Consider the following 16,707-nt stretch of genomic DNA (forward strand, 5'->3'; position numbering starts at 1 on the left):
GGATTACAAACAATAATGATGGGGACGCCGGCAAAGTTCCCCCTCTTCTTGCTAAGTCTGGAACATCTCATGACTGAATGCTGCTAGCATTCTCAGTCTGAAAATAAGCAAAAATTCTCACAGACTCCGGGAACGGGTTATACGCTGCGACCGTTTAAGGTAAGATTCCCCGGTTCTCATTTAAATCCCTCGTAACTTGATATAAACTTTCCATACTTTAAAATAATTTTTATGAAACCGACAGGTTAACTCAATAACAAAAAACGATAAGCCGAATATTAAAAAAAAAAGCCCATAGTTCCCTGGAAGATTCTTGTGCAATCGAAAAGACAAAAAAAGATATAACTAAAAACAGAATAACATCAACTTTAATGATATTTGCATCTGTCAATAAATAGGCTTTTTGTATATTTACTTTATTTTCATTAGCAAAGCGGATAAGTTTCTGTACTTTATATTCACTTAAACCCGCAAGTTTAATACTTTCAATTAAAGCTTTATCATTCTGATCATATGTTTTGAAGAACATTTCCTTATTCCCTCAATTCGGTCCAGTTAGTACTTTCTCCACCAAGAAGTTGATAAATAGTGAATCCGCTAACTGTATCGCCAATTAACTCATTAGTCCCCCCAACAACTCCCAGGTTTCTCCAGCTGCGAATATAATCTTCCTGTATATAGTGGAATAATTTCCATGAATCTGTTCTCAACATCCGCGTTGAAGCTGAACCGAAAGACAGAATAAGATCTCCCGTTGAAAAAGCAATATCACCATCCTTGTCATCCCCACCCAAAAGCTTTGCTGCCTGGCGGTAGGCATACCTCAAAGGCATTCTCTTAGGATCCTCATGATATAATAAATAATAACCATTTTCCCAAACATTCTCACTTCCCTGCATCATTAAAGGGATCCCATAACTTTTACATGCAGCATCAAGGCTTGCTTTACACAAACCAAACCCACCGATAACTTGCATTGCTCCACTAATGAATCCAACTCGCTTTAATGTTATTGTAAGCGAAGAGTGCCGTCCTCTTTCTCGTTCAGCTATTGCATATAATTTAATAGCCCCCATCCTTAATTGCATATGATATTTAGTTAAAGACATATGGTATTCACGTAATCTATCCATCGCCCTACCGAAATCTAATTTCCCATACCGATATTCATCAAGGCAATCTGATGTAAATCTATGTTCCTCAATCATATATTTTGAACCTATAGCCGGATCATGAATATATTGAAAACTGATATCATAGACAAGCCGGTCAATCTTTTCTTTTTCACGTTGCAAATTCATTAATCCATAACTACTCAAAATAACCTCCTGTTATTTCCCGAACAATTTATATTGAATCTTAATGCTCCAGATTAAATTTGTGACAAAGGGCGTAAAGAAGAGTGAAATGAGACCTACACCAATACAGAAGAGAACGTTTACTATGAAGAAATCTATACCCTCAGAAAGTGATGAAAAAATCACAGCCAATAGCAAAGCCGCACACCAGGCATAATATTTCCAGGCATAGAGAAAAAATGCCCGACTTAAGCTGATATTTTTCAGTTTTGCCAACTTTATCAGGATAGCAGCATCCTTTTTTTTCATGCCCGCTTTCGCCAGTATGTCTTCCAATTCGTTATTCATTCAATATTTCTATTATTGTTAATGATAAATATAAAAAATACATACAAAATAACCACATCATTAAATTACTCTTAATAAAATAATAACAAAGTGAGAAAGATCAAATTGTTCATCAAAATTTTCAATTAAGAATAAATTACAGACATAAAAAAACCCGCCGCAGCGGGTTTTTACGTTAAGAGTTAAAGAACAGGATTACGCCTGACCTTTGATCTCTTTACGACCGTTGTACGGTGCTTGTTCACCCAGAGCTTCTTCGATACGAATCAGCTGGTTGTACTTAGCAACGCGGTCAGAACGGCTCATAGAACCAGTTTTGATCTGGCCTGCAGCGGTACCAACAGCCAGGTCAGCGATGGTAGCGTCTTCAGTTTCGCCAGAGCGGTGAGAGATGACAGCGGTGTAGCCAGCGTCTTTCGCCATTTTGATCGCAGCCAGAGTTTCGGTCAGAGAACCGATCTGGTTGAATTTGATCAGGATGGAGTTAACGATGCCTTTTTCGATGCCTTCTTTCAGGATCTTGGTGTTAGTTACGAACAGATCGTCACCAACCAGCTGGATTTTGTCGCCCAGTACTTTAGTCTGGTATGCGAAACCGTCCCAGTCAGACTCGTCCAGACCATCTTCGATGGACACGATCGGGTACTGTTTGGTCAGTTCTTCCAGGAAGTGAGTGAATTCTTCGGAGGTGAATGCTTTGTTGCCTTCGCCAGCCAGAACGTATTTACCGTCTTTGTAGAATTCAGAAGCTGCACAGTCCATCGCCAGGGTGATGTCTTTGCCCAGCTCGTAGCCAGCTGCTTTAACCGCTTCAGCGATTACAGCCAGAGCTTCAGCGTTGGAACCCAGGTTCGGCGCGTAGCCACCTTCGTCACCAACTGCAGTGTTCATACCTTTAGCTTTCAGAACTTTAGCCAGGTTGTGGAACACTTCAGAACCCATACGAACGGCTTCTTTCAGAGTCTTAGCGCCAACCGGCTGAATCATGAATTCCTGGATGTCGACGTTGTTGTCAGCGTGCTCACCACCGTTGATGATGTTCATCATCGGAACCGGCATGGAGTATTTACCCGGAGTACCGTTCAGTTCAGCGATGTGTGCATACAGCGGCAGGCCTTTTGCAGCTGCTGCTGCTTTGGCGTTCGCCAGGGACACAGCCAGGATGGCGTTTGCACCGAAGTTGGATTTGTTTTCAGTACCGTCCAGATCGATCATGATCTTGTCGATGCCAGCCTGATCTTTAGCATCTTTACCCAGCAGAGCCTGAGCAATTGGGCCGTTAACAGCTGCAACAGCTTTCAGTACGCCTTTACCCATGAAACGGGATTTATCGCCATCGCGCAGTTCCAGTGCTTCGCGGGAACCAGTAGAAGCACCTGACGGAGCTGCTGCCATACCAACGAAACCACCTTCCAGGTGTACTTCGGCTTCAACAGTCGGGTTACCACGGGAGTCGATGATTTCACGACCGATGATTTTAACGATTTTGGACATTAGATTTTCCTCAGTACAAGTTAAACTAAAACTCCAGACAAACAATGCACCCTAATGGGTGCATTGCCGTTCTAACTTATTTACTTCTTACTTCGCCTGACGCTTCTGATGTTCACTGGCGGCTTTCACAAAGCCGGCAAACAGCGGGTGCCCATCACGTGGCGTGGAAGTAAATTCCGGGTGGAACTGACAGGCCACGAACCACGGATGATTCGGTACCTCAATGATCTCGACCAACTGATCATCACCGGAACGGCCTGCAATACGCAGACCCGCAGCTTCAATCTGTTTCAACAGCATATTGTTGACTTCGTAACGGTGGCGATGGCGTTCAACAATTGTCGGCGCGCCGTACAGTTGACGAACCAGGCTATCGTCGCTCAACTGACACTGCTGCGCACCAAGGCGCATTGTGCCGCCCAGATCGCTCTTCTCGGTACGGACTTCGACGTTGCCGTCTTCATCGCGCCATTCGGTAATCAGGGCCACCACCGGGTACTTACAGTCTGGCACAAATTCCGTGGAGTTGGCGTTATCCATACCCACTACGTTACGTGCAAACTCAATCAACGCAACCTGCATACCCAGGCAAATGCCCAGATAAGGAATATTGTTCTCACGCGCAAAGCGCGCCGTCGCGATTTTACCTTCAACACCACGGTAGCCGAAGCCGCCTGGGATCAGGATTGCATCAAGACCTTTCAGGATCTCAACGCCACGCGTTTCGACATCTTGCGAATCGATCAGCTTGATGTTGACGGTGACACGATTCTTCAGACCACCGTGCTTCAGCGCTTCGATAACTGACTTATAGGCATCCGGCAGTTCAATGTACTTGCCGACCATACCGATAGTCACTTCGCCTGCCGGATTCGCTTCTTCGTAGATAACCTGTTCCCATTCTGACAGATTAGCTTCCGGACAGTTCAAGCTGAATCGTTTACAAATATAATCGTCAAGGCCCTGAGATTTCAACAGGCCCGGGATTTTATAGATGGAATCGACATCTTTCAGAGAAATCACCGCTTTTTCCGGAACGTTACAGAACAATGCAATTTTTGCACGTTCATTAGCCGGAACTGCGCGATCGGAGCGGCAAATCAGGATATCTGGCTGAATACCGATAGAAAGCAGCTCTTTTACAGAGTGCTGAGTCGGTTTAGTTTTGACTTCACCAGCCGCCGCCATGTACGGAACCAGCGTCAGATGCATAAACAGCGTGTGCTCACGGCCAATTTCTACGGCCATCTGGCGAATCGCTTCAAGGAACGGCAGAGATTCGATATCCCCAACGGTTCCGCCGATTTCGACCAGAACAACATCATGACCTTCACCGCCTTCCAGAACGCGCTCTTTAATGGCATTCGTGATGTGCGGGATAACCTGAACTGTTGCGCCCAGGTAGTCGCCACGGCGCTCTTTACGCAGAACGTCGGAGTAGATACGACCCGTAGTGAAGTTGTTGCGGCGGCTCATTTTGGTACGAATGAAACGCTCATAGTGACCCAGGTCCAGGTCGGTTTCAGCGCCGTCTTCGGTAACGAACACTTCCCCGTGTTGGATTGGGCTCATAGTACCTGGATCGACGTTGATGTACGGATCCAGTTTCATCATGGTTACATTGAGGCCACGGGCTTCAAGAATGGCTGCCAGGGAGGCTGCGGCAATGCCTTTTCCCAGAGAGGATACGACCCCGCCGGTCACAAAAATATAGTTCGTTGTCATGCTGGACCTGAGAAGTTAGGGTGAAACGATGGAATTACCAAGACGGGAAAGTAGTATACCCGAACATGACGAGCGCCACAAACTTTCATTATCCCCTCTCCTTCGTTCTTCAAGCCGCACCGGTGTTGGCTTCCTTCACTCACCCCAGGAACATAGCATTTCTATGTTCCTGGGATTCTTTCAGTCGCCGCCTTGTTGCGACTCGAATAACTCGAAGAGGCAGTATACAAGGTGTTTCATCAACATAACGGGAAGAGAAAATAGCCTCTTTTGGGTAAATGTTTTTGACGTAAATCAAGCGCTTGTTATTTAAAAAATCACACAAATCGCCCTTGACCGACGAAATCCCTTAGAGATCAATTTCCTGCCGTTTTACCTGTTGCCAGACTTCTTCCATAGTTTCCAGATCAACACCAGTCATTTCCAGACCGCGCGAAGCCACAATTCGCTCAACTTCACGAAAACGCCGCTCAAACTTCTCGTTCGCTTTCTGCAATGCGGTCTCTGCTTTAGTGCCTAAATGCCGGGCCATATTAACCGTAGCAAACAGCAGATCGCCCATTTCCTCCTCCAGTTTAGCCTGGTCGACAACAGCCTGCTTAGCCTCAAACATGACTTCGTCGATCTCTTCGTAAACCTTGTCGACAACCGGTCCTAATGTTTTCCAGTCGAAACCAACATTTGAGCAGCGTTTCTGGATTTTTTGGGCGCGCATTAATGCCGGTAAACTGCGGGGAATATCGTCGAGTGCGGAATGCTGTGCCTTCTGGGCACGTTCTTCACTTTTGATTTTTTCCCAACGGGTCAAAACCTCAGTACTGTTACTGGCAGAAACATCAGCAAAAACATGTGGATGACGGCGTTCAAGTTTATCGCTTATCGCAGCACAAATATCATCGAAGTTGAAGCGCCCTTCTTCCTGCGCCATCTGGGCGTAAAACACCACCTGGAACAGCAGGTCGCCCAGCTCTCCGCGCAGGTCGTCAAAATCTTCACGCGCAATCGCGTCCAGCACTTCATAGGTTTCTTCGAGGGTGTATGGGGCAATAGTGGAGAATGTCTGCTCTTTGTCCCACGGACAGCCGTTTTCCGGGTCGCGCAGGCGCTGCATAATACCGAGCAGTCGGTCGATTTGATTCATTGGGATATCCTGAGATTTCAATACAGTAGACCGGATAAGGCGATAGCCGACATCCGGCAACATAGCAATGCCTGATGGCAACGCTAACGCGTCTTATCAGGCCTACAAGGTTATCCGGCCTACAAAATCATTAATTACCGTGCAAGCGACGTGCGTCGATCACATCCGGTACCTGGTTCAGCTTGCCGAGCACGCGCCCGAGCACCTGCAGGTTATAAATTTCGATGGTCATATCGATGGTGGCCAGCTGTTGTTTGGTATCACTTCGGCTGGCAACTCCCAGCACGTTCACCTTCTCGTTGGCGAGAATCGTGGTGATATCACGTAACAAGCCGCTGCGATCGTTGGCCTGGACGCGAACCACCAGCGAATACCCTGCCGAGTAGCTTTCGCCCCAGACTGCATCAACAATACGTTCCGGTGCATGGGAGCGCAGCTCAGCCAGCTGTTCACAATCCGCCCGGTGCACGGAAATACCGCGTCCCTGGGTAATAAATCCGACAATCTCATCGCCCGGAATCGGCTGGCAGCAGCGGGCGATGTGGTGCATCAGGTTACCTACCCCTTCCACCACCACACGACCGTCGTCTTTACGACGACTCTGCGGTGCCTGCGTTTTCTGCTGAAGCTGTTTCAGCGCGGCGGCATCCTGTTCGGCAGCACTGGGCTTATTAAACTGTGCCTGCAGGAAGTTCACCATTTGGTTGAGGCGGATGTCTCCCCCACCAATCGCCGCCAGCAACTCGTCCAGCTCATTGAAGCTGTAGCGCGGCAGCAGGTGTTTTTCCGCCTCTTTCAGGCTGATACCTAAATGCGCCAGCTCATCGTCGAGGATCTGGCGACCAGCAAGGATGTTTTTGTCGCGGTCCTGTTTACGGAACCAGGCGTGGATCTTCGAACGCCCACGACTGGTGGTTACGTAGCCAAGGTTAGGATTCAGCCAGTCGCGGCTTGGGTTTGGCTGTTTCTGGGTGATAATTTCAATTTGATCGCCCATCTGCAGCTGGTAGGTAAACGGTACGATGCGCCCGCCAATTTTCGCGCCAATGCATCGATGCCCCACATCGCTATGAATGTGGTAAGCAAAATCGAGCGGCGTGGAGCCCGCAGGTAAGTCTACAACGTCGCCTTTTGGCGTAAAGACGTACACGCGGTCATCAAAGACCTGGCTACGGACTTCATCCAGCATTTCACCGGAATCCGCCATCTCTTCCTGCCAGGCGATCAGCTTACGCAGCCACGCAATGCGATCTTCATGACCAGAACGCGCCGCGCCTGAAGCGGTGCCCTCTTTGTACTTCCAGTGCGCCGCGACGCCCAGTTCGGCATCTTCGTGCATCTGTTTGGTACGGATCTGAATTTCGATGGTTTTCCCGCCCGGCCCCAGTACAACCGTATGGATTGACTGGTAGCCATTGGGTTTCGGATTTGCAACGTAATCATCGAACTCATCCGGCAGATGGCGATAGTGAGTATGTACTATCCCGAGTGCGGCATAGCAGTCCTGTAAACGCTCTGCCACGATACGCACTGCGCGTACATCGAACAGTTCATCGAAGGCCAACTGCTTTTTCTGCATTTTGCGCCAGATGCTGTAGATATGCTTCGGACGTCCATACACTTCGGCTTTGACGCCTTCCGTTTTCATCTCTGAGCGCAAATGACCGACGAACTCATCAATGTAATGTTCCCTGTCGATACGACGTTCATGCAGCAGCTTGGCAATGCGTTTGTATTCAGCCGGGTGCAGATAACGGAAGCAATAATCTTCCAGCTCCCATTTTAATTGCCCGATTCCCAAACGGTTGGCCAGCGGTGCATAGATATTGGTGCACTCTTTTGCCGCCAGAACGCGTTCATCTTCCGGCGCATCTTTCACTTCACGCAGATGGGCAATCCGCTCTGCCAGCTTGATGACCACACAGCGGAAGTCATCCACCATTGCCAGCAGCATGCGACGGACGTTATCGACCTGCTCGGAAGAAACTGAATCGGTATGCGTGGCTTTAAGCTGGCGTATTGCCGCCATATCACGCACACCGTGGATAAGATGAACAATGGATTTGCCCACGCTCTCGCGCAGGATGTCTTCACTGACCACGTTGGCATCAGCCAGAGGGAACAGCATTGCGGCACGCAGCGTGTCGATATCCATGCTCAACATAGAGAGAATTTCTACCATCTCCACGCCACGCCACAGCAGCAGATCCGCATCCGGATGCCCCTGTGTCTGCTGGAGGCAGTACGCCCAGGTTTCGGCTAAGCGTTCACACGACTGCTGGCTGGAGATCCCCAGACTCGCGATCCATTTCTTTGGATCAAACTCACCAGCTTTATTTATATGTGCACTTCTTACCGCAACCATTGTCCTCTCCTTAAGGGGCCAGGCCTGTCGAAGTCGACAAGCCCTACCCATTGTCTTTCATGCTGCATTACAACCCGAAATCCAATGGGTACAAAATTCATTACAAACGCTCAAACAGGACCATTGATTCCAGGTGTCCAGTGTGCGGAAACATATCGAGCATCGCCAGTCGCCGTATGGCGTATCCAGCGTTGAGCAAAGCATCGCTGTCACGAGCCAGCGTTGCTGGGTTACAGGATACATAAACAACGCGTATAGGTTCTAATTTTATAATATGTTGCATCACACCTGCAGCCCCCGCACGCGCAGGATCGAGCAATACTTTGTCGAATCCGTTTTTCGCCCACGGCTGTCGGGTAACATCTTCCTCAAGGTTTTCATGAAAGAATGTCACATTGTGTAATCCGTTATTCAGCGCGTTTTCTCGGCCTTTTTCCACCAACGCAGGAACACCTTCTACGCCAACCACGCTTGCTGCCCGAGTTGCCAGCGGTAGGGTAAAATTTCCCATGCCACAGAACAGATCGAGTACACGATCTTCAGGTTGCACATCGAGCCATTCCAGCGCACGGGCGACCATTTGTTGGTTTACCCCTTCATTGACCTGAATAAAATCGCGCGGGCTGAAGGTTAACCGTAGTCCATTTGAATCATACCAGGGCGATTCTTCTGATATTGATTCCAGTATCTCGCTTTGCGGGGCCAGAAACAAAGACAGCCCCTGAGAATGCGAAAAGCATTCCAGTTTTTCTTTATCCGCAGCACTCAATGGCGCCGTGTGGCGCAAAATCATCAGGGTTCCGCTTCCCGCCTGTACCAGCTCAACATGGCCTAGATGGCGTAACCCTTGCAGACTTTCCAGACACGCTCTAAGATGGGGCAATAACGCCTCAAGCTGGGGCACCAAAATAGGGCATTGTTTGACATCGATAATGTCGCTGGAACCGGATTTGCGAAACCCCATCTGCAATTTTTGTTCTTTTGGCCGATAGTTCAGACTCAAACGCGCGCGACGACGATAGCCCCACGGGGCATCAGCTATAACATCCGACACCTCACATTTCATTAAACGCGACAACGCCGCGCTTTTGCTACGCTGCTGCAATGAGATGCTGGCATGCTGCTGCTGGCAACCACCGCACACGCCAAAATGCGGGCAACGTGGCACTTCACGCTGTGGGCTGTCGTTTAAACGTCGTTTTACTTGCGCGCGGGCAAACTGTTTTTTATCTTCGGTAATCACCACCTCGGCGCTTTCCTGGGGTAGCAATTCCGGTATAAACAACGCCTTTCCGTTATGGCGAGCGACGCCCTGACCAAAAGGATCGAGGTCATTGACGGTAACGGTTATGATCTGACGCGTCGTCACGCGTCGTTTTGCAGAGTAGAATTGCGCCATCGACGAGATATTTCTCTATTTAACAGTGTGACCCTAATTGTCCCATAACGGAACTCCATGACCAACTACAGCCTGCGCGCACGCATGATGATTCTGATCCTGGCCCCGACCGTCCTGATAGGTTTGTTGCTCAGTATCTTTTTTGTTGTGCATCGCTATAACGACTTGCAGCGTCAACTGGAAGATGCTGGTGCCAGCATCATTGAACCACTCGCGGTCTCCAGCGAATATGGCATGAACCTGCAAAACAGGGAATCCATCGGCCAGCTTATCAGCGTGCTGCATCGTCGCCATTCCGATATCGTGCGGGCTATTTCTGTTTATGACGAAAATAACCGACTGTTCGTCACCTCTAATTTTCATCTCGATCCGTCTGAAATGCAGTTGGCGACAGGTTCACCGTTTCCCCGAAAGCTGAGCGTCACCCGGCACGGGGATATCATGATCCTGCGAACCCCTATTATATCGGAAAGCTATTCACCGGATGAATCCGCCGTAAGCGACGCCAAAAACACCAAAAATATGCTGGGGTATGTGGCGCTTGAGCTGGACCTTAAGTCCGTACGATTGCAGCAGTACAAAGAGATCTTTATCTCCAGCGTAATGATGCTGTTTTGTATTGGTATTGCGTTAATTTTCGGCTGGCGTCTGATGCGCGACGTGACCGGCCCGATTCGCAATATGGTGAATACCGTTGACCGAATACGTAGAGGACAGCTCGACAGCCGCGTGGAAGGTTTCATGCTGGGCGAGCTGGATATGCTTAAAAATGGCATCAACTCGATGGCTATGTCTCTCGCGGCCTACCATGAAGAGATGCAGCACAACATCGATCAGGCCACCTCTGACCTGCGCGAAACGCTGGAGCAGATGGAAATCCAGAACGTCGAGCTGGATCTGGCGAAGAAACGCGCCCAGGAAGCGGCACGTATTAAGTCTGAGTTTCTGGCAAACATGTCCCACGAGCTGCGAACACCGCTGAATGGCGTGATTGGCTTCACCCGTCTGACGCTAAAAACCGAGCTCAACACCACACAGCGCGATCACCTGAATACCATTGAACGCTCGGCTAACAATCTGCTGGCCATCATCAATGATGTACTCGACTTCTCCAAACTTGAGGCGGGCAAGCTGATTCTGGAAAGCATTCCGTTCCCGCTGCGCAGCACGCTGGATGACGTCGTTACACTGTTAGCGCATTCATCCCATGATAAAGGGCTTGAGCTGACGCTGAATATTAAGAATGACGTACCGGACAACGTCATCGGTGACCCGTTGCGTTTACAGCAGGTGATCACCAATCTGGTCGGCAACGCCATCAAATTTACCGAGGGCGGCAACATCGACATTCTGGTCGAGAAGCGAGCCCTTAGTAACACGAAAGTGCAAATTGAAGTACAAATCCGCGATACCGGGATCGGTATTCCTGAGCGCGATCAATCCCGCCTGTTCCAGGCTTTCCGTCAGGCGGATGCCAGTATTTCCCGGCGTCATGGCGGAACCGGGCTAGGTCTGGTCATTACGCAAAAACTGGTCAACGAAATGGGTGGAGATATCTCCTTCCACAGCCAGCCAAACCGGGGTTCCACGTTCTGGTTCCATATCAGCCTCGATCTCAACCCTAACGTTATCGTTGACCGCTCAACCACGCTCTGTCTTGCCGGTAAACGACTGGCCTACGTCGAACCTAACGCCACCGCCGCACAATGCACGTTAGATATCTTGAGTGAAACACCGCTGGAGGTGATTTACAGCCCTTCGTTCTCCGGGTTGCCAGCGGAGCACTACGACATTCTGTTGCTGGGCATTCCGGTCACTTTGCGCGAACCACTCACCATGCAGCATGAGCGGCTGGCGAGCGCAGCAGCGATGACCGACTTCCTGTTGCTAGCCTTGCCTTGTCATGCACAAATTAACGCTGAGAAATTGAAACAGGGCGGCGCGGCGGCGTGTCTGTTGAAACCTCTCACCTCAACCCGCTTACTGCCTGCGCTGACAGAGTATTGTCAGCTAAACCACAGCGCGGATCCGCTGCTGTTAGATGAAAGCAAAATTGCGATGACCGTCATGGCGGTAGACGACAACCCGGCGAACCTCAAGCTGATTGGCGCATTGCTGGAAGATAAGGTACAGCACGTCGTGCTGTGTGACAGCGGGCATCAGGCGGTGGATCGCGCCAGACAAATGCCGTTTGACCTGATCCTGATGGATATTCAGATGCCAGACATGGACGGTATTCGTGCCTGCGAACTGATCCACCAGCTTCCTCATCAACAGCAGACACCGGTCATTGCGGTCACCGCACACGCCATGGCCGGGCAGAAAGAGAAGCTGCTCAGCGCCGGGATGAACGATTACCTGGCGAAGCCTATCGAGGAAGATAAGCTGCATAATCTGCTGTTACGTTACAAACCGGGCGCAAGCACATCGCTGCGGGCACTCACCGCAGAACCTCTTGAGCCGGTCGTCAATCCGAACACGACGCTCGACTGGCAACTGGCATTAAGGCAAGCCGCGGGTAAGAACGATTTGGCGCGGGATATGCTGCAAATGCTGATCGATTTTCTGCCTGAGGTGCGTAACAAAATCGAAGAGCAACTGGTCGGAGAGAACCCCGAAGGGCTGGTGGATATGATTCACAAGCTGCACGGCAGTTGCGGCTATAGTGGTGTCCCCCGCATGAAAAACCTGTGTCAGCTCATTGAACAACAGCTACGCAGTGGAACCAAAGAAGAAGAGCTGGAACCTGAATTTTTAGAGCTTCTGGATGAAATGGACAACGTTGCGCGCGAAGCGAAACGGATATTGGGGTGATATTCGCCGGATGCGGCGTAAACGCCTTATCCGGTCTACAGGTTTCGCTGTTTACCGTAGGCCCGATAAGCGTCGCGCATCGGGCAGTAAACGCCTTATCCGGTCTACAGGCTTCGCTGTTTACCGTAGGCCCGATAAGCGTCGCGCATCGGGCACATCGCCGAATGCGGCGTAAACGCCTTATACGATCTACAACTCAGCGTAATTGCTGCCCTGCTTTGAGCGTTGCGGCTACGTTTCGCGCCGTCATTCGTACGTTGTCGCTCGCGTTCTTCAGCGCCTCATCCAGGGTACAAATGGAGTAGATGACGCTGAAAACCGCATCCAGCCCATGCTCGTGTACGACCCCCACATCGGCCGTCAGGCTACCTGCGATACCGATAACCGGCTTGTTGTAACGCTTTGCGACCTTCGCCACGCCAACCGGAACCTTACCGTGAATAGTCTGACTATCAATGCGCCCTTCACCTGTGACCACTAAATCCGCATCCGCAACGCAGGCATCAAGGTGTAACGCATCGGTCACTATCTCAATACCGCAGCGTAACTGTGCGCCGCAAAACGCATACAGTGCCGCCCCCATACCACCCGCCGCACCACCACCGGCCAGATCCAGCACGTTGACGTCCAGATCGCGGGCAATAAGTCGCGCATAGTGCGTGAGCGCCCGATCCAGGCGGGTAATCATCTCCGGCGTAGCCCCTTTTTGCGGACCAAAAACCGCAGATGCGCCCTCTTTTCCAGTCAACGGGTTGGTCACATCGCAAGCCACTTCAATACGGCACCCGGCAAGACGGCTGTCTAACTGAGAAATATCAATTCGGGACAGAGATTCCAGACCGATCCCGCCTTGCGCAATTTCGTTATTTTGCGCATCCAGCAGTTTTGCTCCCAGCGCTTGCACCATCCCGGCACCGCCATCATTGGTGGCGCTACCGCCAATCCCAATGATGATATGCTCAACGCCAGCGTCCAGCGCATGACGGATTAACTCCCCGGTTCCCCAGGATGTCGTTTTCAGCGGATCGCGTAAACCCACAGGAACCTGTTCCAGTCCGCTGGCGGCCGCCATTTCTATAAACGCCGAGCGCTCATCGCCAGATAAACCATAAAATGCCTGAATTGTGTTGCCCAAAGGGCCGGTAACATCAACATGCACAAGGTGACCTTGCGTTGCGGCAACCATCGCTTCGACCGTTCCTTCACCGCCATCTGCAACCGGGATCTTCATGTAATCCGCATCGGGCCAGATCTCACGAAACCCCAGCTCTATAGCCGTTGCCACCTCAAGCGCACTCAAACTTTCCTTATAGGAATCGGGTGCGATTACTATTTTCATAAAGCATCCTTACGCATGTTGATTATGTTAAGCATACACCAGGAGCAAAACCGCTCACTCTATAGGAGCGGTCCTGGATCACTTAGCGAACCATGCACGGACGCTTATTATCAAACGTCCAGTTCGGGATAAGATACTGCATACCCATCGCATCATCACGCGCACCCAGTCCATGTTGCTGGTACAGCTCATGCGCTTTCATGACCTGATCCATATCCAGCTCCACGCCCAGACCCGGTTTTGCCGGAACCTGCACCATGCCGCCTTTGATTTCAAACGGCTCTTTGGTCAAGCGCTGGTTGCCTTCCTGCCAGATCCAGTGGGTGTCGATAGCGGTTATTTTACCCGGAGCCGCCGCCGCGACATGCGTAAACATCGCCAGCGAAATATCAAAGTGATTGTTAGAGTGCGATCCCCAGGTCAGCCCGAACTCATGGCACATCTGCGCCACACGGACAGAACCCTGCATGGTCCAGAAGTGCGGGTCCGCCAGTGGGATATCCACAGACTGCAACGACAGCGTATGCCCCATCTGACGCCAGTCGGTGGCGATCATGTTGGTGGCGGTCGGCAGACCGGTGGCGCGGCGGAACTCCGCCATCACTTCACGACCAGAGAAGCCCTGCTCGGCACCGCACGGATCTTCCGCATAGGCCAGAGAACCCTTCAGATATTTGCCGATCTTAATCGCTTCATTTAGCGACCACGCACCGTTCGGATCCAGCGTGACGCGGGCCTGCGGGAAACGCTTCGCCAGCGCAACGATAGATTCTGCTTCCTCTTCCCCGGCCAGCACACCGCCTTTCAGTTTAAAGTCGTTGAAACCATACTTCTCATACGCGGCTTCCGCCAGGCGCACTACCGCATCCGGGGTCATCGCTTCTTCATGACGCAGACGATACCAGTCGCATTTATCATCCGGCTGACTCTGGTACGGCAGCGGCGTTGCCTTACGGTTACCCACGAAGAACAGGTAACCCAACATTTCAACTTCGCTACGCTGCTGGCCATCCCCCAGCAAAGAGGCGACGTTTACGCCCAAATGCTGACCTAACAGATCCAACATGGCCGCTTCGATCCCAGTAACCACATGAATAGTGGTACGTAAATCGAAGGTCTGCAAACCGCGACCGCCCGCATCACGATCGGCAAAAGTATTGCGTACTGCATTCAGCACGTTTTTGTATTCACCTAACGTTTTACCTACCACCAACGGGATCGCATCTTCCAGAGTTTTGCGGATTTTTTCGCCGCCGGGAATTTCACCCACGCCGGTATGACCGGAGTTATCTTTAATAATCACAATATTGCGCGTGAAGAACGGAGCATGTGCGCCGCTCAGGTTCATCAACATGCTGTCATGACCCGCAACCGGAATAACCTGCATAGAGGTAACCAATGGGGTAGAAAATTGTGCGCTCATAATTAAGTCCTTATTCAAAATTAGTGGCGGCCGAAAACGGGACGTTTACGGTCAAAAGTCCATCCGGGGATCAGATACTGCATTGGGCCTGCGTCATTACGCGCGCCGCCGGGCAGCGCCTTATAGGCTTCATGCGCTTTCTGTACCTGATCCCAGTCCAGTTCCACGCCCAGACCGGGCGTATCGGGTACCGCAATTTTTCCGTTTTTAATCTCCAGCGGATTTTTGGTCAGGCGGCAATCGCCCTCCTGCCAGATCCAGTGGGTATCAATAGCCGTTGGATTACCCGGTGCAGCCGCACCGACGTGGGTAAACATCGCCAGCGAAATATCAAAATGATTGTTAGAATGGCAGCCCCAGGTCAGGCCCCAGTCATCGCATAACTGTGCCACGCGTACCGCGCCAGAAAGGGTCCAGAAGTGCGGATCGGCCAGCGGAATATCTACTGAATTCAGCATCACCGCATGGCCCATTTCACGCCAGTTGGTAGCTATCATGTTCGTTGCTACCGGCAGACCGGTTGCACGGCGGAACTCGGCCATCACTTCACGGCCAGAAAAACCCTGTTCAGCGCCGCATGGATCTTCGGCGTAGGTCAGAACATCGTTCAGCCCTTTACACAGGGAGATGGCTTCATCCAGCAGCCAGGCACCGTTGGGATCAACCGTAATACGCGCATCCGGGAAGCATTTTTTCAGCGCACGAGCGGTGTCGATTTCCTGCTCGCCAGGCAGTACACCACCTTTGAGTTTGAAATCTTTAAAGCCGTAGCGATCCTGCGAAGCCTGAGCCAGACGTACCACTGCCTCACTGTTCATCGCTTGCTGATGACGCAGGTGATACCACTCATGGTTTCCCGGCGTACTTTCCAGATACGGTAAATCGGTCTTTGTGCGATCGCCCACGTAGAACAGATAGCCGAGTACGGTGACCGCATCGCGCTGCTTGCCCGGCCCTAACAGTTCACAAACCGGCACGTTCAGCGCCTTACCCAGCAGGTCGAGCAATGCGGCTTCCAGCGCCGCTACCGCATTGACCCGTAGTTCAAAGGTCCAGGCGCCTTTGCCAAAGGTGTCAAAATCAGCGGCCTGGTTGCCTTTATGCACCTGCTGCACCACCTTATTCAGGCGCGCCACTTCCTGGCCCAACACCTGCGGAATCGCATCCACCAGCGTCTGATAAATCACTTCGCCACCAGGCGCTTCACCGACACCGGTGTTTCCGGCATTATCGGTGAGCACCACGATATTACGAGTAAAGTATGCGTTATGCGCGCCGCCAATATTGAGCAGCATGCTGTCATGACCGGCCACCGGGATGACCTTCATATCGGTAATAACGGGACTCGATTGTGTTGTCAT

General features: G+C 51.0%; 12 protein-coding genes. 1 reads left to right on the forward strand and 11 read right to left on the reverse strand.

The features are described 5' to 3' along the window. Positions 1–250: 250 nt before the first annotated feature. The 8 genes from OGX83_RS18460 to rlmD form a co-directional block, all read right to left on the reverse strand. A complete protein-coding gene (locus OGX83_RS18460) occupies positions 251–529 on the reverse strand; it encodes a hypothetical protein (protein WP_286588863.1) in 279 nt (92 codons plus the stop codon). Positions 530–533: 4 nt separating this feature from the next. Continuing rightward, on the reverse strand, positions 534–1,319 hold the full coding sequence (locus tag OGX83_RS18465; RefSeq protein ID WP_071445300.1) for a DUF4225 domain-containing protein: 786 nt from the start codon (positions 1,317–1,319) through the stop codon (positions 534–536). A gap of 12 nt (positions 1,320–1,331) precedes the next feature. Then, on the reverse strand, positions 1,332–1,646 hold the full coding sequence (locus tag OGX83_RS18470; RefSeq protein ID WP_071445298.1) for a hypothetical protein: 315 nt from the start codon (positions 1,644–1,646) through the stop codon (positions 1,332–1,334). Between the two features lie 195 nt (positions 1,647–1,841). Next, positions 1,842–3,140, reverse strand: coding sequence for a phosphopyruvate hydratase (gene eno, locus OGX83_RS18475; protein ID WP_003034129.1), 1,299 nt, complete (start codon positions 3,138–3,140; stop codon positions 1,842–1,844). Positions 3,141–3,227: 87 nt separating this feature from the next. Beyond that, positions 3,228–4,865: a glutamine hydrolyzing CTP synthase gene (gene pyrG, locus OGX83_RS18480; protein WP_003034127.1), complete on the reverse strand. Its 1,638-nt coding sequence runs from the start codon at positions 4,863–4,865 to the stop codon at positions 3,228–3,230. Between the two features lie 349 nt (positions 4,866–5,214). Next, on the reverse strand, positions 5,215–6,006 hold the full coding sequence (gene mazG, locus OGX83_RS18485; RefSeq protein ID WP_003825693.1) for a nucleoside triphosphate pyrophosphohydrolase: 792 nt from the start codon (positions 6,004–6,006) through the stop codon (positions 5,215–5,217). 130 nt (positions 6,007–6,136) lie between these two features. Continuing rightward, positions 6,137–8,371 (reverse strand): GTP diphosphokinase, encoded by a 2,235-nt coding sequence (gene relA / locus OGX83_RS18490; RefSeq protein ID WP_003825690.1) that lies wholly within the window; start codon positions 8,369–8,371, stop codon positions 6,137–6,139. Between the two features lie 100 nt (positions 8,372–8,471). Continuing rightward, entirely contained in the window at positions 8,472–9,770 is a 1,299-nt protein-coding gene (gene rlmD / locus OGX83_RS18495; protein WP_008785684.1) for a 23S rRNA (uracil(1939)-C(5))-methyltransferase RlmD, read from the reverse strand. 57 nt (positions 9,771–9,827) lie between these two features. Between rlmD and barA the strand changes: the two genes are divergently transcribed. Next, entirely contained in the window at positions 9,828–12,584 is a 2,757-nt protein-coding gene (barA, locus tag OGX83_RS18500; protein ID WP_008785685.1) for a two-component sensor histidine kinase BarA, read from the forward strand. A 196-nt stretch (positions 12,585–12,780) separates the two neighbouring features. On the opposite strand, the gene OGX83_RS18505 is transcribed toward barA, so the two are convergent. From OGX83_RS18505 to OGX83_RS18515, 3 genes are all read right to left on the reverse strand, one after another. Beyond that, positions 12,781–13,923, reverse strand: a complete 1,143-nt coding sequence (locus tag OGX83_RS18505) for a glycerate kinase (protein WP_286588866.1) — start codon at positions 13,921–13,923, stop codon at positions 12,781–12,783. Between the two features lie 82 nt (positions 13,924–14,005). Beyond that, positions 14,006–15,346, reverse strand: coding sequence for a glucarate dehydratase (gene gudD / locus OGX83_RS18510; protein ID WP_008785687.1), 1,341 nt, complete (start codon positions 15,344–15,346; stop codon positions 14,006–14,008). A gap of 20 nt (positions 15,347–15,366) precedes the next feature. Continuing rightward, on the reverse strand, positions 15,367–16,707 hold the full coding sequence (locus tag OGX83_RS18515) for an enolase C-terminal domain-like protein (RefSeq protein ID WP_286588868.1): 1,341 nt from the start codon (positions 16,705–16,707) through the stop codon (positions 15,367–15,369).

The organism is Citrobacter sp. Cpo074, assembly GCF_030332745.1.
Lineage (GTDB): Bacteria > Pseudomonadota > Gammaproteobacteria > Enterobacterales > Enterobacteriaceae > Citrobacter > Citrobacter portucalensis.